23 protein-coding genes are annotated in these 21,699 nt (G+C 71.3%); 15 read left to right on the forward strand and 8 right to left on the reverse strand.

Going from position 1 to position 21,699, the window contains the following annotated elements:
* Positions 1 to 10: 10 nt before the first annotated feature.
* Complete coding sequence (locus A3CE_RS52160; RefSeq protein WP_084641901.1) at positions 11 to 1,438, forward strand: GH1 family beta-glucosidase; 1,428 nt, start codon at positions 11 to 13, stop codon at positions 1,436 to 1,438.
* A gap of 59 nt (positions 1,439 to 1,497) precedes the next feature.
* Here A3CE_RS52160 and A3CE_RS0135880 read toward each other — a convergent pair whose 3' ends face one another.
* Positions 1,498 to 3,294 carry an AMP-dependent synthetase/ligase gene (locus A3CE_RS0135880; RefSeq protein ID WP_020644932.1) on the reverse strand — a complete coding sequence of 599 codons (1,797 nt, stop codon included), beginning with the start codon at positions 3,292 to 3,294 and terminating at the stop codon, positions 1,498 to 1,500.
* Between the two features lie 127 nt (positions 3,295 to 3,421).
* Between A3CE_RS0135880 and A3CE_RS0135885 the strand changes: the two genes are divergently transcribed.
* The 7 genes from A3CE_RS0135885 (at position 3,422) to A3CE_RS0135915 (ending at position 8,631) form a co-directional block, all read left to right on the forward strand.
* The gene (locus A3CE_RS0135885) at positions 3,422 to 3,847 is read left to right on the forward strand and encodes a hypothetical protein (RefSeq protein WP_020644933.1); all 426 of its coding nucleotides are present in this window, start codon (positions 3,422 to 3,424) and stop codon (positions 3,845 to 3,847) included.
* An 11-nt stretch (positions 3,848 to 3,858) separates the two neighbouring features.
* Positions 3,859 to 4,653 carry a metallophosphoesterase family protein gene (locus tag A3CE_RS0135890; protein ID WP_020644934.1) on the forward strand — a complete coding sequence of 265 codons (795 nt, stop codon included), beginning with the start codon at positions 3,859 to 3,861 and terminating at the stop codon, positions 4,651 to 4,653.
* Between the two features lie 27 nt (positions 4,654 to 4,680).
* Entirely contained in the window at positions 4,681 to 5,118 is a 438-nt protein-coding gene (locus A3CE_RS0135895) for an SRPBCC family protein (protein WP_020644935.1), read from the forward strand.
* A 4-nt stretch (positions 5,119 to 5,122) separates the two neighbouring features.
* Positions 5,123 to 6,250, forward strand: coding sequence for an ArsA family ATPase (locus tag A3CE_RS0135900; RefSeq protein WP_020644936.1), 1,128 nt, complete (start codon positions 5,123 to 5,125; stop codon positions 6,248 to 6,250).
* Positions 6,247 to 6,711, forward strand: a complete 465-nt coding sequence (locus A3CE_RS0135905) for a hypothetical protein (protein ID WP_020644937.1) — start codon at positions 6,247 to 6,249, stop codon at positions 6,709 to 6,711. Before A3CE_RS0135900 ends, A3CE_RS0135905 begins: the two co-directional genes overlap by 4 nt.
* A 15-nt stretch (positions 6,712 to 6,726) precedes the next feature.
* Positions 6,727 to 7,665 (forward strand): ROK family protein, encoded by a 939-nt coding sequence (locus tag A3CE_RS0135910; RefSeq protein WP_020644938.1) that lies wholly within the window; start codon positions 6,727 to 6,729, stop codon positions 7,663 to 7,665.
* A 123-nt stretch (positions 7,666 to 7,788) separates the two neighbouring features.
* Complete coding sequence (locus tag A3CE_RS0135915) at positions 7,789 to 8,631, forward strand: NUDIX domain-containing protein (protein ID WP_026469189.1); 843 nt, start codon at positions 7,789 to 7,791, stop codon at positions 8,629 to 8,631.
* On the opposite strand, the gene A3CE_RS0135920 is transcribed toward A3CE_RS0135915, so the two are convergent.
* The 3 genes from A3CE_RS0135920 to A3CE_RS0135930 are packed head-to-tail and all read right to left on the reverse strand — an operon-like array spanning position 8,628 to position 11,066.
* On the reverse strand, positions 8,628 to 9,767 hold the full coding sequence (locus tag A3CE_RS0135920) for a glutamate--cysteine ligase (RefSeq protein WP_020644940.1): 1,140 nt from the start codon (positions 9,765 to 9,767) through the stop codon (positions 8,628 to 8,630). The two genes, A3CE_RS0135915 and A3CE_RS0135920, sit on opposite strands and share 4 nt — an antisense overlap.
* A 10-nt stretch (positions 9,768 to 9,777) precedes the next feature.
* Positions 9,778 to 10,302: a hypothetical protein gene (locus A3CE_RS0135925; protein ID WP_020644941.1), complete on the reverse strand. Its 525-nt coding sequence runs from the start codon at positions 10,300 to 10,302 to the stop codon at positions 9,778 to 9,780.
* Positions 10,299 to 11,066, reverse strand: coding sequence for an alpha/beta hydrolase (locus A3CE_RS0135930; protein WP_020644942.1), 768 nt, complete (start codon positions 11,064 to 11,066; stop codon positions 10,299 to 10,301). The genes A3CE_RS0135925 and A3CE_RS0135930 overlap by 4 nt, the downstream gene beginning before the upstream one ends.
* A 212-nt stretch (positions 11,067 to 11,278) precedes the next feature.
* On the opposite strand from A3CE_RS0135930, the gene A3CE_RS0135935 reads away from it, so the two are divergent.
* Together A3CE_RS0135935 and A3CE_RS0135940 are read left to right on the forward strand one after the other, a co-directional pair.
* The gene (locus tag A3CE_RS0135935) at positions 11,279 to 12,040 is read left to right on the forward strand and encodes a lysophospholipid acyltransferase family protein (protein ID WP_020644943.1); all 762 of its coding nucleotides are present in this window, start codon (positions 11,279 to 11,281) and stop codon (positions 12,038 to 12,040) included.
* A 73-nt stretch (positions 12,041 to 12,113) separates the two neighbouring features.
* Complete coding sequence (locus A3CE_RS0135940) at positions 12,114 to 12,602, forward strand: polyadenylate-specific 3'-exoribonuclease AS (RefSeq protein WP_020644944.1); 489 nt, start codon at positions 12,114 to 12,116, stop codon at positions 12,600 to 12,602.
* Positions 12,603 to 12,816: 214 nt separating this feature from the next.
* Here the strand turns inward: A3CE_RS0135940 and A3CE_RS0135945 are convergent, their stop codons facing one another.
* Positions 12,817 to 13,899 carry a 3-deoxy-7-phosphoheptulonate synthase gene (locus A3CE_RS0135945; RefSeq protein WP_020644945.1) on the reverse strand — a complete coding sequence of 361 codons (1,083 nt, stop codon included), beginning with the start codon at positions 13,897 to 13,899 and terminating at the stop codon, positions 12,817 to 12,819.
* A gap of 282 nt (positions 13,900 to 14,181) precedes the next feature.
* On the opposite strand from A3CE_RS0135945, the gene A3CE_RS0135950 reads away from it, so the two are divergent.
* The gene (locus A3CE_RS0135950; protein ID WP_020644946.1) at positions 14,182 to 15,207 is read left to right on the forward strand and encodes a 6-phosphofructokinase; all 1,026 of its coding nucleotides are present in this window, start codon (positions 14,182 to 14,184) and stop codon (positions 15,205 to 15,207) included.
* 75 nt (positions 15,208 to 15,282) lie between these two features.
* Here A3CE_RS0135950 and A3CE_RS0135955 read toward each other — a convergent pair whose 3' ends face one another.
* The gene (locus A3CE_RS0135955) at positions 15,283 to 16,716 is read right to left on the reverse strand and encodes an aromatic amino acid ammonia-lyase (protein WP_020644947.1); all 1,434 of its coding nucleotides are present in this window, start codon (positions 16,714 to 16,716) and stop codon (positions 15,283 to 15,285) included.
* A 34-nt stretch (positions 16,717 to 16,750) separates the two neighbouring features.
* A complete protein-coding gene (locus A3CE_RS52165; protein ID WP_020644948.1) occupies positions 16,751 to 17,389 on the reverse strand; it encodes a group II truncated hemoglobin in 639 nt (212 codons plus the stop codon).
* Between the two features lie 68 nt (positions 17,390 to 17,457).
* On the opposite strand from A3CE_RS52165, the gene A3CE_RS0135965 reads away from it, so the two are divergent.
* Positions 17,458 to 17,790, forward strand: coding sequence for a winged helix-turn-helix transcriptional regulator (locus tag A3CE_RS0135965; RefSeq protein WP_020644949.1), 333 nt, complete (start codon positions 17,458 to 17,460; stop codon positions 17,788 to 17,790).
* Positions 17,791 to 17,878: 88 nt separating this feature from the next.
* On the opposite strand, the gene A3CE_RS0135970 is transcribed toward A3CE_RS0135965, so the two are convergent.
* Positions 17,879 to 18,187: an ArsR/SmtB family transcription factor gene (locus A3CE_RS0135970; protein ID WP_020644950.1), complete on the reverse strand. Its 309-nt coding sequence runs from the start codon at positions 18,185 to 18,187 to the stop codon at positions 17,879 to 17,881.
* Positions 18,188 to 18,281: 94 nt separating this feature from the next.
* Between A3CE_RS0135970 and A3CE_RS0135975 the strand changes: the two genes are divergently transcribed.
* From A3CE_RS0135975 to tesB, 3 genes are all read left to right on the forward strand, one after another.
* A complete protein-coding gene (locus A3CE_RS0135975; RefSeq protein ID WP_026469192.1) occupies positions 18,282 to 18,947 on the forward strand; it encodes a DUF2461 domain-containing protein in 666 nt (221 codons plus the stop codon).
* Positions 18,948 to 19,038: 91 nt separating this feature from the next.
* On the forward strand, positions 19,039 to 20,463 hold the full coding sequence (pyk, locus tag A3CE_RS0135980) for a pyruvate kinase (protein WP_026469193.1): 1,425 nt from the start codon (positions 19,039 to 19,041) through the stop codon (positions 20,461 to 20,463).
* Positions 20,464 to 20,499: 36 nt separating this feature from the next.
* Positions 20,500 to 21,396 carry an acyl-CoA thioesterase II gene (gene tesB / locus A3CE_RS0135985; protein ID WP_020644953.1) on the forward strand — a complete coding sequence of 299 codons (897 nt, stop codon included), beginning with the start codon at positions 20,500 to 20,502 and terminating at the stop codon, positions 21,394 to 21,396.
* Positions 21,397 to 21,699 lie beyond the last annotated feature (303 nt).

Below are 21,699 nucleotides of genomic sequence, written 5' to 3' on the forward strand. Positions count from 1 at the left end.
GGAGCTCACCGTGACTTCCAGCTGTGACAACCGGGGCTTCGCCCCGGGCCAGGGGCTTCGCCGCCCGGACCCCCGAAAAGCGGGCTTCTCACCCGGTTTCCGCTGGGGCGTGGCCACCTCGGCGTTCCAGATCGAGGGTGCCACCACTGCCGACGGGCGCGGACCGTCCATCTGGGACACGTTCGCGACGCAGCCCGGCGCGGTGGCCGGCGGCGACACCGGGGAACCGGCGGCCGACCACTACCACCGCTGGCACGCCGACCTCGACCTGCTCGCCGAACTGGGCGTCGACTCGTACCGGTTCTCGGTGTCGTGGCCGCGGATCCAGCCTTCCGGCCGCGGCGGTGTCGAATACCGGGGCCTCGGCTTCTACCGGCGGCTGGTGGAAGGGCTGCGGGAGCGGGGGATCGAGCCGTTCCTCACGCTGTACCACTGGGACCTGCCCCAGGCCCTGGAGGACGCGGGCGGCTGGCGGTCCCGCGACACGGCGTTCCGGTTCGCCGAGTACGCGGCCTTGGTGCACGAGGAGCTGGGCGACGTCGTCGACCACTGGACGACGCTGAACGAGCCGTACCCGTGCGCGGTCGCGGGTTACGGCGAAGGCCGCCACGCGCCGGGAGCCCGGGAGGGGCACGGCGCGCTGGCGGCCGCCCACCACCTGCTGCTCGGACACGGCCTGGCAGTGCGGGCGATGTGCGAGCGGGCGGCGCTGCCGCACCAGTTCGGCATCGTGCTCAACCAGTCGCCCGTCGTGCCGGTGTCGCCGTCGCCCGCGGACGCCGCCGCGGCGGCCCGGCAGGACACGCTGCTGCGCCGCCAGTTCACCGACCCGCTGTTCGGCGGCCGGTACGCACCCGGGCTCGCCGCGATGTTCGACGGCGTCTCGGACTTCTCGTTCCGCCACGACGACGACCTCGAGATCATCGGGGCGCCCCTCGACTACCTGGGCGTCAACTACTACTACCGGCTGCACGTGGCGGAGGCGCCGTACCGCGAGCCGGACCCGGCGTTGCGGACCGCGGCCGACATCGGGGTGGACACTTCGCGCTTGCCGGACGTCCCGCGCACGGGAATGGGCTGGCCGGTCGAGCCGGAGGGCCTGACCGAAGCCCTCGTCGGCCTGCACAACCGCTATCCGTCGCTCCCCCCGGTGTACGTCACCGAGAACGGCTGCGTGTACCCGGACCGCAGCGATTTCGCGGACCACGAGCGCATCGACTTCCTGAACGAGCACATCGAGGCGGCCCGCACAGCGGCGGCGGCGGGCGTCGACCTACGCGGGTACTTCTGCTGGTCCCTGCTGGACAACTTCGAGTGGGCCCACGGCTACAAGCCCCGCTTCGGCTTGGTCCACGTCGACTACGAGACCCAGCAGCGCACCCCGCGAGCCAGCTACCGCTGGTACCGCGACTTCATCGCCGCCCAGCACACCTCTTAAGCCGTGAATGGCACATTGACGGACTCTACGTCCCTCAATGTGCCATTCACGGACTTGGGCTACTTCTTGTACAGGCCTTCGATGTCGTTGGCGTAGTTCTTCGTCACCACGTTGCGCTTCAGCTTCAGGCTCGGCGTGATTTCGCCGCCCTGCTCGGTGAAGTCGTTGGCCAGGACCGTGAACTTCTTGATCGCCTCGGCCTGCGACACGGACTTGTTCGCCTCGTCGACCGCCGCCTGGATCTCCGCGAGCAGGTCGGTGTCCGTGGCCAGGTCGGCGACCGTGGCGGAAGCGGGCTTGCCGTGCTGGGACTTCCAGGACGGGAAGTACTCCTCGTCCACCGTCACCAGCGCCGCGATGAACGGTCGCTGGTCGCCCACCACCATCGCCTGGCTGACCAGCGGGGACGCCTTGATCGTGTCCTCGAGGCCGGACGGGGCGACGTTCTTGCCGCCCGCCGTCACGATGATCTCCTTCTTGCGGCCGGTGATCTTCAGGAACCCGTCCGCGTCGAGCTCGCCGATGTCGCCGGTGTGGAACCAGCCGTCGGTGAGCGCTTCCTTCGTCGCCTGCGGGTTGTTGTAGTACGCCCGGAACACGACGTCGCCCTTGAGCATGACCTCGCCGTCGCCGGCGATGCGGACCGACGTGCCGTTGACCGGCTTGCCGACCGTGCCGACGCGGAACGCCGTCTGCGTGTTGACGTTCGCCGCCGCGGACGTCTCGGTCAGGCCGTAGCCCTCGAACACCGGGACGCCGATGCCGCGGAAGAAGTGCGCCAGCCGCGCGCCGAGCGGGGCGCCGCCCGAGACCGCCGCGACGCAGCGGCCGCCAAGGGCCGCGCGCAGCTTGCCGTAGACGAGCTTGTCGAAGACCAGGTGCTTGAGCTTCAGCCCGAGCCCGGCGCCGCCCTTGTCCTGCGCCTCGCTGTAGGCGACCGCCGTGGCCTCGGCGACGTCGAAGATCTTGCCCTTGCCTTCGCTGTGGGCCTTCTGCTTCGCCGAGTTGTAGACCTTCTCGAACACGCGCGGCACGGCGACGACGAACGTCGGCCGGAACGTGCCGAGGTCGGCGACCAGGTTCTTGACGTCGGGGGTGTGCCCGAGGGTGACGCGGGCGGTCAGCGCGGTGACGGCGATCGCGCGGGCCAGCACGTGCGCCAGCGGCAGGAAGCACAGCAGCGAGTTGCCCTGCTCCATGAGCTGCGGGAACGCCTCGATGTCGGCGCGGATCTCGGCCAGCAGGTTGCGGTGGGTCAGCTCGACGCCCTTGGGGCGGCCGGTGGTGCCCGAGGTGTAGACGATCGTGGCGAGCTCGTCCGCGGTGACCTCGCGCCGCCGGTCGTGCAGCTCGTCGTCGGACAGCTCACCGCCGAGGGCGGCGAGCATCTCGACGGCCGGGTTGTCGCCCTCGATCTGCCAGGTGTTCTTCAGGTCGGTGAGCCGGTCCCGGACCTGCTCCACCGCGCCGACGTGCCCGTTCGTCTCGACGAAGACGGCCTTGGCGGCCGAGTCGGAGAGGATCCAGCACACCTGTTCGGGCGAGGACGTGTCGTAGATCGGGACGGTCACCGCGCCGGCCGCCCAGATCGCGAAGTCGATCAGCGTCCACTCGTAGCGGGTCTTCGACATGATCGCGACGCGGTCGCCGCGGCCGATCCCGGCCTTCGCCATCCCCTTGGCCACGGCCAGCACTTCGGCCGCGAACTCCTTGGCGGTGACGTCCAGCCAGCTGCCCTCGACCTGGCGGCGGAAGCTCACCACGTCGGAGAACCGCTCGGCATTCGCCCAGACGACGTCGGACATGTTTTCGTCGTCGGCCACCGGCTTCCCGGCGGGAGCGCTGTATTCGCGCACGTGGACCTCCGTGTTCAACGCGTGCGGCAGGTGACACCGCTGTTACCCGCCAGTCAACTTAGCGTGGTGAGCACCTTAAGACCATGCTGATCGCCGTCGCACGGCGAGGGCGTGACATTCTTCGCACGTGAACGCGCCACCTTCACTCGACATCGTCGACGAGACGTTCCTCGTGGTTCCGCCGTCGACCGTGGCCGCCGCTTTCGCCGATCCCGCGTCCTGGACGCGCTACTGGCCCGACCTGGTCCTCGAGGTCTACACCGACCGCGGCGACCGGGGCCTGCGCTGGACGGTGCGGGGCGCCCTCGTCGGTACGATGGAGGTCTGGCTCGAGCCGGTGCTCGACGGCACCCTGCTGCACTACTTCCTGCGGGCGACGCCCGCTGACGCGGCGGGGACGCCCTGCGCGCTGGCGCCGCGTGACCTGCGCCGGGAGTTCGACCGGCGGGCCCGTGCGGCGAAGGCGATCGCCCTCGGGCTCAAGGAGATCCTGGAGGACGGGCGCGAGCCCGGCGTTCCTCCGCGCGGCGAGGGCAGTTCGGTCGAAAGCTAGGGGGACCTGGGGTGCGAGTTCACGTCGTCTCGGACGTGCACGGCAACGCCGACGCGCTGAAGCGGGCGGGGGAGGGGGCCGACGCCCTGGTCGTGCTCGGCGACCTGATCGACTTCGTCGACTACCACGACTACGAAAAGGGCATCATGGGCGCCCTGTTCGGCGGAGAGAAGGTCGGCGAGTTCGCGCGCCTGCGCCGCGAGGGCACCCGTGACGAAACCGTTGCCTACTCGCGGACGCTCTGGGCGACCCTCGACGACCCGGGCGCCGCGGTCGACGAGGCCATCCGGGCCCAGTACGCGACGCTGTTCGCGGCGATGACCGCGCCCACCTACGCCACTCCCGGCAACGTCGACACCCCGGCGCTGTGGCCGGAGTTCGCCGGCGAGGGCGTCCGGGTGCTGGACGGCGAGGTGGCCGAGATCGGCGGCCTGCGGTTCGGGTTCGTCGGCGGCGCGCTGCTGCCCGACGGCGTCGTCCCGCGCCGCCGCAAGGGCGCCGCCTGGCGGCCCTACCTGCGGGATCGCGAGGACTACGACCGTGGAGTGGCCGCGCTCACCGACGTCGACGTCCTCTGCACGCACGGGCCGCCCGCCCTGCCGGAGCTGACCTACGACGTCGTGGCGCGCCGCAGCGAGATCGGTTCGACGGCGCTGCTGGAGCTGATCCGGGCGCAGCGGCCGCGCTGGTCGGTGTTCGGGCACGTGCACCAGCCCCTGGCCGCCCGCGCCCGGGTCGGCCTGACCGAGTGCCGTAACGTGGGTCACTTCAAGGAGACCGGGCAGCCCTACGTGCTGCGCTGGTGACCAACCGCGGCGGCTACGCTTCGACCCATGGCCGAGCAGTCCACACAGTCCATCGAGGTCGACGCCGAGCCCAGCCGGGTGATGGCCGTGATCGCCGACTTCCCCGCGTACCCGGAATGGGCCAAGGCCGTCCGGCAGACCGAGGTCCTCGACACCGACGACGGCGGGCGGGCCAAGCAGGTCAAGCTGACCCTCGACGCGGGCCCGATCAAGGACGTCTACACCCTTGAATACGACTGGGACGACGACGGCCTCGGCGTCAGCTGGCACCTGGTCAAGGGTCAGATGCAGAAGGCGCAGAACGGCCGGTACGCGCTGGCGGACCTCGGCGGCGGCCGCACCCGCGTGACGTACACGCTGTCGGTCGAGCTGGCGCTGCCGATGATCGGCCTGCTGCGCCGCAAGGCCGAAAAGATGGTCATGGACACCGCGCTGAAGGAGCTCAAGAAGCGGGCCGAGGGGTAGGCGGGTGCGGATCCTGCTGTTCACCGGCAAGGGGGGTGTCGGGAAGACCACGCTGGCCGCGGCCACCGGCGCCGCCCTCGCCGCCCGCGGCAGGAAGACGCTCGTCGTATCCACCGACCCGGCGCACTCGCTCGCCGACGCGTACGGGCACCCGCTGGGCGCGGAACCGTCCGAAGTGGACACTCTGCTCGCCGGTGTGCAGGTCGACGCGCGGACGCTGGTCGACACCACCTGGCACCGGCTGCGCGTGGAGCTGCAGGCCGTCCTGGCCGGCGCCGGACTCGATACCTTGGACGCCGAAGAGCTCACCGTGCTGCCCGGCGTCGACGAGCTGCTCGCCCTGACCGAGGTCCGCCGGCTGGCCGAGGACGGCCGGTGGGACACCCTCGTCGTCGACTGCGGGCCGACGGCCGAGACGCTGCGGCTGCTCGCCCTGCCCGAGGCCGTGTCGGGTTACCTGCCCCGCGTGTTCGGGCGCCGCGTCGCCGAGCCGGTGCGCCGGCTCGGCGTCCACCTCGACGGCCTGCGCGCACTGCTCACCGACCCGTCGGTGACGACGGTCCGGCTGGTGCTGACGCCGGAACGGGTGGTCGTCGCCGAGGCGCGGCGCACGCTCAGCTCACTGGCCCTGCGCGGCATCGCCGTCGACGGCCTGATCGCGAACCGGCTGATGCCCGCGCCCGGGTTCTGGCGCGGCGGCGCCGCGACGTGGCTGCGCACGCGCCGCGCGCAGCAGGACGCCGTGCTCGCCGAACTCGCCGCCACCGGGATCGCGCCGGTCGCCCGGGTCGAGCACCGCGCCGCCGAACCGGTCGGGCTGCCCGCGCTGCTGGAGATCGCCGCCGAGCTGTACCGCGGCGGCGATCCCTTGGACGGCAACGGGATGCCCGTGACCCCGCTGCTGCGCGTGCGGCGCGCCCCGGACGGGTACACCCTGCGCGTCGCGATCCCGCTCGCGCGGGACGCCGAGGTCGATCTCGCCCGCGTCGACGACGACCTGGCGATCACCGTGGACGGCTTCCGCAGGCTGATCGCCCTGCCGGAGTCGCTGCGGCCGTGCCGGATCACCGGCGCGGAATCCGACGCCGACGGCCTGGTCGTGAGCCTGGCCGGGAACCGGGGACGCGGGTGAGCGAAGAGGAACACGGGCCGCGCCTGACGGAGGAGATCCGCCTGCTCGCCGAAATGGTCGCGGAGAAGGCGGCGCCGTGGCTCGAAGGCGTGCTCGCGGCCGGCCACGGAAGCTTCTTTTCGGGGGTTCCGGGTGGCGAAGCCCCCGGCCCGGGGCGAAGCACCGGTGGTTACGGGACCCCTGACGAGGCGAAACCGGACGGCTCGGCGTGCGGCTGGTGTCCGCTCTGTGCGATCGTCGCGGTGGTGCGGGGTGAACGGCCCGAGCTGGTCGCGCGGCTGGCCGAGCAGCTCGCGCAGCTGGTGGCCCTGCTGCGCGCGGTGCTGGCGGACCGCTGGGAGCCGGAGGAGGGCGTGCACATGCCCGGGTTCCGGCCCGCGGCGCGGCCGGCGGCGGACGCCACGGTGCCGACCAGGGTGCAGCACATCGCCGTCCGCAGGCGCGACGAGTGGGAGAGCTGAGTGCGGACGATAGGGGTGGACGTCGGCGGGACGAGCATCCGGGCCGGCGTGGTGGACGAACGCGGCTCCCTGCTCGACACGGCCCGCGTCGCGACACCGAGCGAGGAAGGCGCCCTCGAGGACGCCATCGCCGGCGTGGTCGAGGACCTGCGCAACCGGCACGACGTGGCCGGGGTCGGCCTGGCCGTGGCCGGGTTCGTGGCCCGCGACCGCCGGTCGGTGATGTTCGCGCCACACCTGGCGTGGCGTGGCGCACCGGTCGCCGACCGGATCGAGAAGCGCGTCGGCCTGCCGGTGCTGCTGGAGCACGACGTCAATTCGGCGATCGTCGGCGAGCACCGCTTCGGCGCGGCCCGCGGCGCCCAGGTGGCGGCGCTGGTCGCGCTGGGCACGGGCATCGGCGCGGGCCTCCTGCTGGACGGCAAGCTCTACCGGGGCGCCTACGGCGTGGCGCCGGAGCTGGGCCACCTGACGGTGGTCCGGGGCGGGCGCCCCTGCCCGTGCGGCAAGTACGGCTGCTGGGAGCGGTACTGCAGCGGAACGGCCCTGGCGGCGACGGCGGTGGAGCTGCTCGCGCGGCACCCGGGCCGGTCGACGGTGCTGGCCCCGCAGGTGGCGGGCGACCCGGGCTCGGTGACGGGCCGCCGGGTGGCCGGAGCGGCCCGCGACGGCGACCCGATCGCCCAGCTGGCGATGGCGGAGCTGGCGAAGTGGCTCGGCGAAGGCTTGGCCCTGGTGGCGGACGTGTTCGACCCGGAGATCATCGTGATCGGCGGCGGCGTGTCGGAGTCGGCGCCCCTGTTCCTGGACGAGGCCCGCGAGCACTACGCGGGCGCGATCACGGGAGCCCGCCACCGGCCCCTGGCCCGGATCCGCACGGCCCACCTCGGCGACGACACGGCAATCGTCGGCGCGGCGGCCCTCGCCCTGGAAGCAGCCAAAACCCCGGTCTGACCGGCCCCGGACGTCATGAACGACTCTTTCCTGTCGCCGGACGTCAGGAAAGGGTCGTTCACGGCGTTCCGGCGGGCCACCGAGCGCGCCGCTCCCGGCCTCGAACTGTGCCAGGCTGGGCGGGTGAGCCAGGCGTCCGCGAGCGTGTTCGTCCGCTGCTCCTGCGGGCGGCTGCACTGGGGCCGCTACGGCGCCGCCGGCCTGCTGCTCGCCGACCCCGCGCGCGGCGTCCTGCTGCAAAGACGCGCCTGGTGGGTGCACCACGGCCGCACCTGGGCCTTGCCCGGCGGCGCCATCGAAGCCGGGGAGACGGCCGTAAACGCGGCCGCCCGCGAAGCGCTCGAAGAGGCCGCTGTCCCCGTCGACGCCTTCCGCGCGGTCGCCGCGTCCGTGGTGGACCATGGAGACTGGAGCTACACGACCGTGCTCGCCCTCGCCGACGGAGCCGAAGCGCGGGCCGCCAACACCGAAAGTGCGGAGGTGCGCTGGGTGGACCCCGACGACGTGCCCGGGTACCGGCTGCACCGCGACTTCGCGGCCGCCTGGCCGGACCTGCGCGACCGGGTGGGGCAGGAGCTGGTCTTCGTCGTGGACGCGGCCAACGTCGTCGGCTCGCGGCCGGACGGCTGGTGGCGCGATCGGCACGGTGCCGCCGAGCGCCTCCGCGACCAGCTCGCGAAGCTCGCCGAAGCCGGCGTGCCGGACCCGGACGACCCGGCCGTGACCTGGTGGCCCCGGATCATCCTGGTCGTCGAAGGGCGGGCCAGGAACGTCCAGTCCGTCCCCGGTGTCGAGGTCGTCGCGGCGGACACCGACGGCGACTCGAAGATCGTCGAAGTCGTCGCGCGGCAGAAGGCCAAGGTCCTGGTGGCGACGGCCGATCGCGAGCTGCGCCGCCGCGTGGCAGCGCATGGCGCGTCGATCCTCGGCCCCGGCACGCTCCGGACCCGGCTCGACGAGCTTTAGTCCTTCGCGATCCCGTCCCGCATCTCGGCGACCAGCGACGCCATCACGGCCTTGAGGCTGCCCTTGTGCCGTTCGCGAACCGCCCGCTGCCGCCGGTAGCTCGGCCCGTACCGCAGGATCGTCTCGACGTCGCGCAGCTCGGCCACACAGTCGAGGCGCCGCGCCACCGGCTCCAGCCGGTCCAGCAGGCCGGCGACGTCGTCGGTGACCAGCCGCTCGCGCCCCGCCGCGTCCAGGATGACGATCGCGTCGGTGCCGTAGCGGGCCGCGCGCCACTTGTTCTCCTGGACGTGCCACGGCGGCAGTGACGGCAGGATTTCGCCGTCGTCGAGGCGCTCGCTGAAGTCGTCGACCAGGCACTGCGTCAGTGCCGCGATCGCGCCGACCTCCTCCAGCGTCGGCAGCCCGTCGCAGACGCGCATCTCGATCGTGCCGAGCTTCGGCGACGGCCGGATGTCCCAGCGGATCTCCGAGAAGTGGTCGATCACGCCGGTGGTGAACATGTCCTCGACGTAGCTCTCCAGCTCCGCCCACTTCCGGAACTGGAACGGCAGCCCGGCCGTCGGCAGCTGCTGGAACATCAGCGCCCGGTTCGACGCGTACCCGGTGTCCTCGGCGCCCCAGTACGGCGACGACGCCGACAGCGCCTGCAGGTGCGGCGCGTAGTTGAGCAGCGCGTCGAGGATCGGCAGCACCTTCTCGCGGTGGTCGACCCCGACGTGGATGTGGACGCCGTAGATCAGCATCTGCCGTCCCCACCACTGGGTCCGGTCGATGAGCTTGGCGTAGCGCTCCTTGTCCGTGACCTTCTGCTGGTACCAGTTCGAGAACGGGTGCGTCCCGGCCGAGAACATCTCGACGCCGAGCGGGTCGGCGACGCCGTGCACGACGTCGAGCGAGTCGTTCAGGTCGGCCTTGATCTCGGCGATCGTGTCGCAGACGCCGGTGATGATCTCGATCGTGTTGAGCAGCAGCTCCTGCTTGATCTTCGGGTGCTCGGCCGCACCGTCCGGGCGGACCGCGTCGAGGATCTGCTCGGCGACCGAGGACAGCTCGCCGCTGCGCCGGTCCACCAGGCCGAGCTCCCACTCCGCGCCGACGGTCGATCGCCGCGAAGGGCTGAACTCGATGTGCATCGCGTGCGCGTCAGACCTGGGCGCCGTTGCTGGGGTCGGCGCCGGGCGGCGGTCCCTGCCGGACGCGGAGCAGCAGCAGCGCAATGGACGTCGCGAGCGCGAGGATGCCCAGCGGTGTCGCCACCGTCGGGCCGACCCCGATCGCGCCGGGCAGGATCAGCAGGAACAGCCCGGCCAGGAACAGCAGCAGGATGAGGAACGCGCCCATCTTCGGCCGCGGCAGCGGCGGCGGCTCCGGCGGGACGTAGTGCTCGTCGTCGTCCGCGGGGTCGTCGGAGAACATCGTGGCGTCCCACGACGTGCCGCCGGACCGCCAGCCGGGCTCCGGCGGGGTGTCCACGACCGGCGGCTCGGCGGGCCGCTCCGGCGTCTTCCGCGACTCGTTCTCCGCGCCCACCCCGGGCGCGGTGGCGGCTCCGGTGCCGGTGTCCGCGGTGTCCTCTTCGGGCAGCCCGAACCCGCCGGCCCGCAGGTCGGCGACGATCTCGGCGAACGTCGCGTCGACGTCCTCCGGCCCGTCCTTCCCGCGGCTCATGCGGTCTCCTCCGGCTGGGTGGCGTGTGCTTTCGCGAACTCGACGCTGCGCGTGAAGATCACCTCGGCGTCGTTGTCCTGCGTCGCCACGTGGTAGCTGTTTTCGAGCACGACCTCGGTGACGTCGGTGCTGGAGACGCCGCCGGCCACCAGCTGCGAGTTCACCGGCTCGACGACGTGGTCGACCGACGAGTGCAGCAGCAGTACCGGCTGGGTCACCTTGGCCAGGTCGGCGCGCACGATCGCCCACAGCTTCGCCAGGCTCGCCGCCGCGCGCACCGGGGTCCGCGGGTAGGCCAGCTCCGTCTCGCCCGGCTTCTTGATGTCGTTCGCGATCGCCGGCACCGACGGCACCACCCGGCCCAGCACCGGCAGCAGCCGCGTGTCCCACTTCAGCCGCGTCACGGACGGGTTGACCAGCACGATCCCGGCGATCCGGTCGCCGAACTCCTCGGCGAGGCGCAGCGTGAGGGTGCCGCCCATCGACAGGCCGCCGACGAAGACGTTCTTGCACGTCGCCAGCAGCGCGAGCAGCGCCTCCCGGACCGCGCCGTACCAGTCCTCCCACGTCGTGCGGTTGAGGTCCTGCCACCGGGTGCCGTGGCCGGGCAGCAGCGGGCAGCGCACCGTGAACCCGGCCCCGGCCAGGTGGTCACCCCAGGCCCGCATGCTCGCCGGGGTACCGGTGAACCCGTGGCAGAGCAGGAACCCGGTTTCGGCCGAACCGGTGTGGCCGAACGGTTCCGCGCCGGCGAGCACGCCCATGCGATCGCCTTCCGTGTGAGCGGTGGATCTGTCCATGCTCTCACGCCCGGCGAGCGTTGTGGGGCTCCGCCCGGGCCCGGAATTCGCTGTGAGATCGATCGCTGCCGAAGTGGTAACCGGGTGGTCTGCGTTGTGCGGCGGCCACCCGGCTTCGTAGGCTGTCCGACGCGGGTGAACAGGGGCTGCGGCTGCGATGGAGGACTGAGGCACCGGTGCTGTACTTGCTCATGAAGTGGGTGTTCCTCGGACCGCTGCTCAAGGCGCTCTGGCCGACCAAGGTCGTCGGCGCGGAGAACATCCCCGAGACCGGCGGTGCGATCCTGGCCGGCAACCACCTGGCGGTCGCGGACTCGTTCTTCATGCCGCTGCGGGTCAAGCGCAAGGTGACCTTCCCGGCCAAGTCCGAGTACTTCACCGAGCCCGGCTTCAAGGGCACGCTCAAGAAGTGGTTCTTCACCGGCGTCGGCCAGTTCCCGATCGACCGGTCCGGCGGCAACGCCGCGCAGGCCGCCCTCGACACGGCGACCCGCCTGGTGCGCGAGGGCCACCTCCTGGGCATCTACCCGGAGGGCACCCGGTCCCCGGACGGACGGCTGTACAAGGGCAAGACGGGCGTCGCCCGGATCGCCCTGGAGTCCGGCGGCGTCGTGGTCCCGGTGGCGATGATCGGCACGGACAAGGTCAACCCGATCGGCTCGAAGATGTGGTGGCCCCGCCGTCTCGAGGTCCGGTTCGGCAAGCCCCTCGACTTCTCGCGCTACGAGGGCCTCGCGGGCGACCGCTTCATCGAGCGGTCCATCACCGACGAGATCATGTACGCCCTGATGGAGCTGTCGGGCCAGGAGTACGTCGACATCTACGCGGCGAAGGCGAAGGAACTCCTCGCCGCCGAGGCCGCGGGCGTGAAGCCCGAAGTGCCTTCGCAGCCCGCCGCGCGTGACGCCGCCCGGGTGCCGGACTCGAAGGTCGGCTGACCGACTACGCTCCGCCTTCCTCCCCGCCACCACCCTCAACGGAGGCGCTTCGCGCCGCTGCTACCTTCCCGAAGTGCGTTTTTTCTACGACACCGAGTTCATCGAAGACGGCGTGACGATCGATTTGGTGTCGATCGGAGTGGTGGACGAGCGGGGCCGCGAGTTTTACGCGGTTTCGACCGAGTTCGACCCGGCCCGCGCGGGAGCGTGGGTCCGCGACCACGTCCTGGACAAGCTGCCTTCGCCGGCGGACCCGGCCTGGCGCAGCCGCGAGAAGATCCGCACCGACCTGCTGGAGTTCTTCGGCAAGCCACCGGGCGGCATCGAGCTGTGGGCCTGGTTCGCCGCGTACGACCACGTCGCGCTCGCCCAGCTGTGGGGCCCGATGCCGGCCCTGCCGAGGCAGCTGCCGCGCTTCACGCGCGACCTGCGTCAGCGCTGGGAGGACGCGGGGAAGCCGAAGCTCCCGGCGGCCCCGACCGACCAGCACGACGCGTTGGCCGACGCGAAGCACAACCTGGCGCGGTGGGACGTCATCGAGAGCTACTTCCCGCGCCGCTGACCTGCGGGCCGCGGGGGCGCCCCCGTCATCCACGCTACCGGCAGGTACCGACACTTCCCGCGGCTTGCCCCGGTTCGAACGTCGCGAATGACTCATTCGGGACCTCGCACGTCCCCAATGAGTCATTCGCGCCAGCCGGTCCTGCCGCAAGCCCCGGAACTGTCGGGGGTCCCCGGTAACGTGAAAACCGGGGGACCCCCAGGCCGGGGACCTCTCAGCGGCGCGCCCGCACGGCCGAGGCCAGCTCGTCCAGCAGCGGCGCGGTGTCATCCCACGCCAGGCACGCATCCGTGATCGACTGCCCGTAAGTGAGCTGCGCTGCGTTCCCCAGCGAAAGCTCCTGCCGCCCACCGGCCAGGAAGCTCTCCATCATCAGCCCGGAAATCCCGCGCTCACCAGCGGAAATCCGCGAAGCCAGCTCCCGCACCACGGCACCCTGCCGCACGTGGTCCTTGCCGCTGTTCCCGTGCGAAGCGTCGATGATCACCCGCTCCGGCAGGCCCGCCTTCGCCAGCCGGGCCAGCGTGCCGGCAACAGTCGAAGTGTCGTAGTTCGGGCCGCCGTTGTGGCCGCGCAGGATCACGTGGCAGTCCGGGTTGCCCGACGTCGTCAGCAGCGCCGCGAGGCCGTCGGTGTTGATGCCCGGGAACACGTGGCTCGCCGCCGCCGCGCGGGTCGCGTCGACCGCCACCTGGACGTCGCCCTCCGTCGAGTTCTTGATCCCCACCGGCATCGACAGCGCGCTGCACAGCTGGCGGTGCACCTGGCTCGCCGCCGTCCGCGCGCCGATCGAGCCCCACGTCACGATGTCGGAGATGAACTGCGGCGTGATCGGGTCGAGGAACTCGCACCCGACCGGCAGCCCCAGCTCCGAGACGTCGAGCAGCAGCTTGCGTGCCATCCGCAGGCCCTTGTTGACGGCGAAGGTGCCGTCGAGGTCCGGGTCGTTGATCAGGCCTTTCCAGCCCAGCGTCGTGCGCGGCTTCTCGAAGTACACGCGCATCACGATGTGCAGGTCGTCGCGCAGTTCGTCGGCCTTGGACGCCAGCCGGCGGGCGTAGTCGAGCGCGGCTTCGGGGTCGTGCACCGAGCACGGGCCGACCACGACGAGCAGCCGGTCGTCCCGGCCTTCGAGGATGTCGACGGTGTCGGCGCGGCCCTGCCGCACGACCTTGGCGACGGCGGCGTCGGCCGGATGGTCTTCGCGCAGCAGCGCGGGCGAAATGAGCGGACTGATCGACTTCGTGCGCGCGGCGTCGAGGTCACCGATGGTGGCCGGTCCGACGGAGAGTGTCATCGCGGGGTGGTCCTTCCTGGTGGACACCGACCCGCGGGGGACTCGCCGAGCCGGTTTCGAGATCCGGCTCGGGGGTGGTGGTCAGCGCAGGTTCACGCCGCCGTGCCCACCCGGGGCCGGCTTCGTAAACCAGAAATAGCGCTGCACGGGCTCAACGTAGCACAGGGTCACCGGGGACCGATCCGGCAGGTGGTACGGCCTGCACCGATCAAGACGGGAGCCGCTACGCTGGCGGACGACGAAATGTGACTGTCATCTCCCGAGAACAGACGGAGGCTTCTCATGCGTGTCGGTGTGCTGACCGGCGGCGGCGACTGCCCGGGGCTCAACGCGGTGATCCGCGCGGTGGTGCGCAAGGGCATCGAGGTGCACGGCTGGGACTTCGTGGGCTTCCGCAACGGCTGGAACGGCCCGCTCACCGGCGACAGCCGCCCGCTGGGCCTGAACGACGTCGAGGACATCCTCACCCGCGGTGGCACCATCCTGCGGTCCTCGCGCACCAACCCGTACAAGGTCGACGGCGGTGTCGACAAGATCAAGCAGGTCCTCGCCGACCAGGGCGTCGACGCGCTGATCGCGATCGGCGGCGAGGACACCCTCGGCGTCGCGAAGCGGCTGACCGACGACGGCATCGGCGTCGTCGGTGTACCCAAGACGATCGACAACGACCTCGGCGCCACCGACTACACCTTCGGCTTCGACACCGCGGTCTCCATCGCGACCGAGGCGATCGACCGGCTGCACACCACGGCCGAGTCGCACCACCGCGCGCTCGTGGTCGAGGTCATGGGCCGGCACGCCGGCTGGATCGCGCTGCACTCCGGCCTGGCCGGCGGCGCGAGCGTCATCCTGGTGCCGGAGCGGCACTTCAACGTCGACCAGGTCGTCTCCTGGGTCGAGCGCCGCTTCGAGAAGGAGTTCGCGCCGATCATCGTCGTCGCCGAGGGCGCGCTGCCCGAGGGTGGCGAGGAGAAGCTGCTCACCGGCGAGAAGGACGCCTTCGGGCACGTCCGCCTCGGCGGCATCGGCACCTGGCTGGCCGACGAGATCGCCCACCGCACCGGCAAGGAGTCCCGTGCGGTCGTGCTGGGCCACGTCCAGCGCGGCGGCACCCCGACTGCCTACGACCGCGTCCTGGCCACGCGCTTCGGCCTCCACGCCGTCGACGCGGTCGCGGACGGCGACTTCGGCGTCATGGTCGCCCTCAAGGGCACGGACATCGTCCGCGTGAAGCTGTCCGAGGCGACGGCCGAGCTGAAGACGGTCCCGGTCGAGCGCTACCAGGAAGCCGAAGTCTTCTTCGGCTGAGCCAAGGTTCGTGAAGGCCACCTTGAGGAACTTGAAGTTCCTCAAGGTGGCCTTCACGTCTTTCCGGTCAGGGCGCTAAATGCGGGCCAGCCGGTCGAGGATGCCGACCGCGGCGGCGATGTCGCCGGTCAGCGGACGGTCGTCGACGCTCCCGTCCAGCACCGCCGACGCCGCTTCGAAAGCGTCGCGCACCGGGAGGTCCACCAGATCGGCCTCCCGCATGCGCAGCGCGCGGACCGCCGCCACCAGTTCACACGCCAGCACCTGCTGGTAGGCCGAGCACGCCGCCGTCGCCGCGCGGGCCGCCTGCGTCGAGAAGCTCGCGTGGTCCTCGATGCCGCGGGACACCACCGCCGTGCCGAGCGTCGCCGGCAGGGCCGCTTGCCGCAGCTCCGTCAGGGCGTCGTGGGCGACGTACTCCAGGATCATCACGCCGGAACTGCCCGGCGGGCCCGCCGCGAGGAACGGCCGCAGCCCGGTGAACTCCGGCTCGACCAGGTCGCCCAGCCGCGCCACCGACAGCTCCGCCACCTGGTGGACGGTCGCCCGGGCCTGGTCCAGCGCCGTCGACACGTACGCCGTGTGGAAGTGCGCGTGGTGGTAGGCGTCGCCGTGCACCGTCGAGATCATCGGGTTTTCGGTGCTCGCGTTGATCTCCACGGCGAGGACGTCCCGCAGGTAGTGGATCGCGTCCAGTGCCGGGCCCTGCACCTGCGGGAACGCCCGCAACCCGAAGGGGTCCTGGACCCGGCGTCCCGGCTTCGGCGTGTGGTGCATGCCCAGCAGCCGCCGCATCTCCGCCGCGCACGCGACCTGCCCCGCGTGCGGACGCGCTTCGTGCACCGGAGTCGCGTACGCCTCGGGGTTGCCGTCGAGCGCGACGTACGTCAGTGCCGCGACGGCGTGGCTCGCCCGGGTCAGCGTGTTCAGCCGCATCGCCGCGAGCGTCGCTTCGGCGAGCGTGGCGGCGTTGCTGCTCATGAACGCCAGCGCGTCACCCGCCTGCACCGGGACCGGCGGCACGTGCCCGGTCACCCACGGCCGCTCGCCGGTGAGCGCCAGCGCGGTCTCGGCCAGCGGCGCCAGGTCACCGGTGCCGATCGAGCCGAGCCGGTGCACCAGCGGCAGCGCGCCCGTCCGGACCGCGTCGGCCAGCGCGCCGATCAGCTCGGGGCTGATCCCCGACCGGCCGGTCAGCAGCTGGTTGAGCCGGATCAGCATCATCGCCCGCACCTGGCCGTCCGGCATCGGGTCTCCGCTGCCGCCCGCGTGGCTGCGCAGGAGCCGCAGCCCGTGTTCGGTCGAGTGCGCGACGGTGTCGTCCTTGTTGGCCCCGACGCCGGTGGTCCGGCCGTAGACCACCCGCCGGGTGCTGAGTTCGTCCGCGAGCTTCCACGCGTGCTCGGCCGCGCGCAGGGCGGCGATCGAGACGTCGATATCCAGCGGACCGGTGCGCGCGGCGGTCACCACGTCCGCGCACCGCAGGGTCCGGCCGTCGACCCGGATCAAGGGCAGCCTCCTTCCGACTGCCCTCACTATGCGGCTAGGGCGCCGGTGGCTGCCAGGGCGGTACCGTCCAGTCCCAGTGCGGCACGGGTTCGTGCAGGTCGGGCTCGGCACCGGGCGCCGAGAAGAGCACGGCGAGCCGGCTGCCCCACTCGAGGTAGCCCGCGAACGCGGCCCGGAACTCCGGGTCGCCGGGCAGGCCGGCCTCGTCGGCGGCGTCGAGCAGCAGGCTCACCCACCGGCGGCGCTGCTGCTCGGTGATCCCGCGGCCGAGGTGGCGGCCGATCATGTGGGCGTGCCCGCCGTGACCCGCGGAGTAGCCGGACGGCCCGCCGAAGACCTCGCCGAGCCAGACCGCGACGTGCTCGGCGTGGTGGGCGTCCATGTGGCGGAACACCGGTTCGAGCAGCGGGTCTTCGAGGACGTGGCCGTAGAAGATCGTCAGCAGCCTGACGAGGGCCTCGCGGCCGCCTGCCCACTCGTAGAGCGTGGGAGTGGTGGTCTCGTACCGCTCGGGTTCACTGTCGGGCGTGAAGCCCTCGATGTCGGCGAAGGGGGCTTCGGCTCGCACGAGGTACCGGCCGGCGCCCCGCTCGAACCGGTGCCCGGCGGCGGCTTTTTCGAAGTCCGCCCGCGCGGTTTCTGGCACGGTGTAGCGGAGGTATTCGACGATCACCGGTCCAGGCAACCAGCGGCGGCCCGGCCGGGCAACCACGTACTTTCCGGTGCGTAGGGGAGAACGGGATGAAGCGCTACCACTGCGCGGCCGAGCTGGCCGTCGACCTGATCGGCGGCAAGTGGAAACCGGTGATCCTCGCGCACCTCAAGGAAGGCGCCCACCGCTACGGCGAACTGCGGCGCCGGATGCCGGGTGTGAGCGAGAAGATGCTGACCCAGCAGCTGCGCGAGCTGGCGGCGGACGGCATCGTCCGCCGCGAGGAGTTCGACGGCCGGGTCCCGCACGTGGAGTACCACCTGACGGAGGTCGGCGAGGAGCTCCGCCCGGCCCTGCAGGCGCTGTACGAATGGGGCGAGCGTCGCGCGGCGGACCGCGGCATCACCTTCGACCACCCCTGAGCGCGACCAGCGGCTCTCCGAACGTCATGAACGACTCTTTCCTGTCGTCGGATGACAGGAAAGAGTCGTTCATGACATCCCGGGCCCGTCAGCGCGGGTCGGTGGCGTCCAGGCGGCGCTCCAGCGCGTCGAGCCGGTCCGACCAGAAGCGGCGGTACGGCGCCAGCCAGGCGTCGACCTCCGCCAGCGGCTCCGGCCGCAGCGCGTAGCACCGGCGCTGCGCCGCCACCCGCACCGTGACGAGCCCCGCTTCGCGCAGCACGCGCAGGTGCTTCGACACCGCCGGCTGGCTCAGGTTCAGCTCGTCGACCAGCTCGCCCACCGAGCGCTCGCCGTCCCGCAGCAGGTCCAGGATGGTCCGGCGCCGGGGTTCGGCCAGCACGTCGAAGGTCCGCATCACCCCTGGAATGTGCTCCGCGGGGCATATTCCTGTCAAGGAATGTCGACCTCCGCGGCGGAACTTGCCGGTGCCTCCGTTTATGGTCGCGGGCGTGAAGTTCAGCGGATTCGGCGAGTACGCCATCGACTTCTACGACGGCCTCGTGGAGGACAACTCGAAGCCCTACTGGGACGACCACGTCGAGACGTACAAGAACGACGTCCGGGCACCCATGGAGGCCCTGCTGGCCGAGCTGGCCCCCGAGTTCTCCGACGGCTTCGGCGACCCCAAGGTGTTCCGCCCCTACCGCGACGTCCGCTTCGCCAAGGACAAGACGCCGTACAAGACGCACTGCGGCGCGGTGATCGAGCAGGGCCGCGGCGGCGGCGCGTACTACGTCGAGGTCGGCCCGGACGGCCTGCGCGTCGGCGGCGGCTGCTTCCACCTGGAGTCCGACCAGCTCATCCGGTTCCGGCAGGCCGTCGACACCGAGCTGCACGGCGAGGCGCTGCGGAAGATCCTCGCGAAGCTCGAACGCGCCGGCTGGGAGGTCAAGGGCGACCGGCTGAAGTCGAAGCCCCGCGGGTTCGACGCCGGCCACCCCCGGCTCGACCTGCTGCGGCACCGGTCGGTCTACGCCGTGCGCGGCTGGGAGCCCGACGACGTGCTCCACGAGCGCGCCGCCCTCGACCGGGTCCGCAAGGCCTGGCGGCAGCTGCGCGAGTTCAACGAATGGGCCCGCGACCGGATCGGGCCAAGTGAACGGCCGCGCCGTTAGTGTGAGTTGACCTGGGGACTCTCTGAACACTTTCTTGAACATTCGGTATCGGTACAGACGAACGCGCGAAGAGAGACTACGCTGTGCGGACGTGAGCCGACGCGCGAAGATCGTTTGTACCCTGGGCCCCGCCACTGCCACGCCCGAGAAGATGCGTGCGCTCGTGGACGCGGGCATGGACGTGGCCAGAATGAACTTCAGCCACGGCAGCCACAGTGACCACAAGGAGGTCTACGACCTCATCCGGGCCGCGGCCGCCGAGAGCGGCCGGGCGGTCGGCATCCTCGCCGACCTGCAGGGCCCGAAGATCCGCTTGGGCACGTTCGCCGGCGGGCCGGTCGAGTGGCACAACGGCGACGTGGTCCGGATCACCGTCGAAGACGTCGCCGGCACCCACGACCGCGTCTCGACGACCTACAAGGGCCTGGCCAAGGACGCCAAGCCCGGCGACCGGCTGCTCGTCGACGACGGCAAGGTCGGCCTGGTGGTCAAGGGCGTCGAGGGCCCGGACGTGGTCTGCGAGGTGACCGAAGGCGGCCCGGTCAGCAACAACAAGGGTGTTTCGCTGCCCGGCATGGACGTCTCGGTGCCCGCGATGTCCGAAAAGGACATCGAGGACCTCGAGTTCGCGCTGGCGCTGGGCGTCGACTTCATCGCCCTGTCCTTCGTCCGCTCGCCGGCCGACATCGACCTGGTCCACCAGGTGATGGACCGGGTCGGCAAGGGCAGGCTGCCGGTCGTCGCCAAGATCGAGAAGCCCGAAGCCGTCTACAACCTCGAGGCCATCGTGCTGGCCTTCGACGCGGTGATGGTCGCCCGCGGCGACCTGGGCGTCGAGCTGCCGCTCGAGCAGGTCCCGCTGGTGCAGAAGCGCGCCATCCAGATCTGCCGCGAGAACGCGAAGCCGGTCATCGTCGCGACGCAGATGCTCGAGTCGATGATCAACAATTCCCGGCCGACCCGCGCCGAGGCCTCCGACGTCGCGAACGCGGTGCTCGACGGCGCCGACGCGCTGATGCTGTCCGGTGAGACCTCGGTCGGCCGGTACGCGATCGAGGTCGTCGAGACCATGGGCCGGATCATCGAGGCGGTCGAGACCGACTCGCCGATCGTGCCGCCGCTCTCGCACGTCCCGCGCACCAAGCGCGGCGTCATCTCCTACGCCGCCCGCGACATCGGCGAGCGGCTCAACGCGAAGGCCCTGGTCGCGTTCACGCAGTCCGGTGACACCGTGCGCCGCCTCGCGCGGCTGCACACGCGGCTGCCGCTCCTGGCGTTCACGCCGGAGGACTGCGTGCGCAGCCAGCTGTCGATGACCTGGGGCACGAACACCCACATCGTGCCGCGGGTGGAGTCCACCGACCAGATGATCCAGCAGGTCGACCACGCGATGCTGGAGATGGGCAAGTACCAGAAGGGCGACCTGGTCGTCATCGTGGCCGGTTCCCCGCCGGGCACCGTCGGGTCGACCAACCTGATCCGGGTGCACCGGCTCGGTGAAGACGACCACGCTTGAGAGACCGACCGCTCAGTATGGACGTAAGGTCCTGGCATGACTGAATTGGCCAGGACGGCCGCCACCGAACTGGAGCTCCCCGGTGGCGGCCAGCCCGTGCTGGACCGCCTGATCGCGCTGCTCGACCTGGAGAAGATCGAAGAGAACATCTTCCGCGGCGTCTCGCCCGCCCACTCGCCGGTGCGGGTGTTCGGCGGACAGGTCGCCGGCCAGGCGCTGGTCGCGGCCGGGCGCACGGTCCCCGAGGAACGCCGCGTCCACTCGCTGCACGCCTACTTCATCCGCGGCGGCGACCCCAGCGTGCCGATCGTCTACGAGGTCGACCGGATCCGGGACGGCCGGTCGTTCACCACCCGCCGGGTCGTCGCCATCCAGCACGGCAAGGCGATCTTCTCGCTCTCGGCGTCGTTCCAGAAGGACGAACCGGGCATCGAGCACGCCGAAGCCATGCCGGAGGGCGTGCCGGCGCCGGAGACGCTGCCGACGCTGATGGAACGCGCCGAGGGCTACGCGATCGGCGCGCACGCCCGGCCGCGGCCGATCGACCTGCGGTACGTCAACGAGCCGCCGTGGGTCACCCGCGAAACCGGCGAGCGGCCCTCGCGCAACCAGGTGTGGATGCGGGCCGACGGCAAGCTGCCCGCGGACCAGCTGCTGCACGTCTGCGTGCTCACCTACGCCTCGGACATGACCCTGCTGGACTCGGTGCTCGCGCGCCACGGCGTCTACTGGGACACCGACAAGGTGCTCGGCGCGAGCCTCGACCACGCGCTGTGGTTCCACCGGCCGTTCCGCGCCGACGAGTGGTTCCTCTACGACAGCGCGTCACCCACCGCGTCCGGGGCCCGCGGTCTCGCCACCGGCCGGTTCTTCGCCGAGGACGGCACGCTCATCGCCACGGTCGTCCAAGAAGGACTGCTGCGCGTCTTGTGAAGTTCGCCGGGTAATCACCCTTTCGTGCGACGAATACCGAGCATATTCATGACCGGAATAGGGCATCCGGCTCGGGCGTCGGGGGCCGGGACCGATCGGGGGACAGCCCCGGACCCCTTCGCCGAATGACCGGACGGCACTTCCGGCGATCATCGTCTACCCTGCTCAGAGGCCGGTCGTGACCACAGGGGACAAAACTGTCCGTTGTGGTCACGCCGTCCTTCGCAGTGCAGGCTGCGAGGATACAGAAGCATTCTGCAAATTGCAGATCCGACCCGGGAATCGACGCCCGTTAATGCTCCA

Source organism: Amycolatopsis balhimycina FH 1894 (assembly GCF_000384295.1).
GTDB classification, from domain to species: Bacteria; Actinomycetota; Actinomycetes; order Mycobacteriales; family Pseudonocardiaceae; genus Amycolatopsis; species Amycolatopsis balhimycina.

Excerpts from the sequence above, each read along its gene's own strand:
- A3CE_RS0135895 (WP_020644935.1), top strand. The coding sequence starts at position 4,681 with ATGGCCGAGCAGTCCACACAGTCCATCGAGGTCGACGCCGAGCCCAGC.
- A3CE_RS0135920 (WP_020644940.1), bottom strand. The coding sequence starts at position 9,767 with ATGCACATCGAGTTCAGCCCTTCGCGGCGATCGACCGTCGGCGCGGAG.
- A3CE_RS0135925 (WP_020644941.1), bottom strand. The coding sequence starts at position 10,302 with ATGAGCCGCGGGAAGGACGGGCCGGAGGACGTCGACGCGACGTTCGCC.
- A3CE_RS0135930 (WP_020644942.1), bottom strand. The coding sequence starts at position 11,066 with ATGGGCGTGCTCGCCGGCGCGGAACCGTTCGGCCACACCGGTTCGGCC.
- A3CE_RS0135945 (WP_020644945.1), bottom strand. The coding sequence starts at position 13,899 with ATGACACTCTCCGTCGGACCGGCCACCATCGGTGACCTCGACGCCGCG.
- A3CE_RS0135950 (WP_020644946.1), top strand. The coding sequence starts at position 14,182 with ATGCGTGTCGGTGTGCTGACCGGCGGCGGCGACTGCCCGGGGCTCAAC.
- A3CE_RS0135965 (WP_020644949.1), top strand. The coding sequence starts at position 17,458 with ATGAAGCGCTACCACTGCGCGGCCGAGCTGGCCGTCGACCTGATCGGC.
- A3CE_RS0135970 (WP_020644950.1), bottom strand. The coding sequence starts at position 18,187 with ATGCGGACCTTCGACGTGCTGGCCGAACCCCGGCGCCGGACCATCCTG.
- tesB (WP_020644953.1), top strand. The coding sequence starts at position 20,500 with ATGACTGAATTGGCCAGGACGGCCGCCACCGAACTGGAGCTCCCCGGT.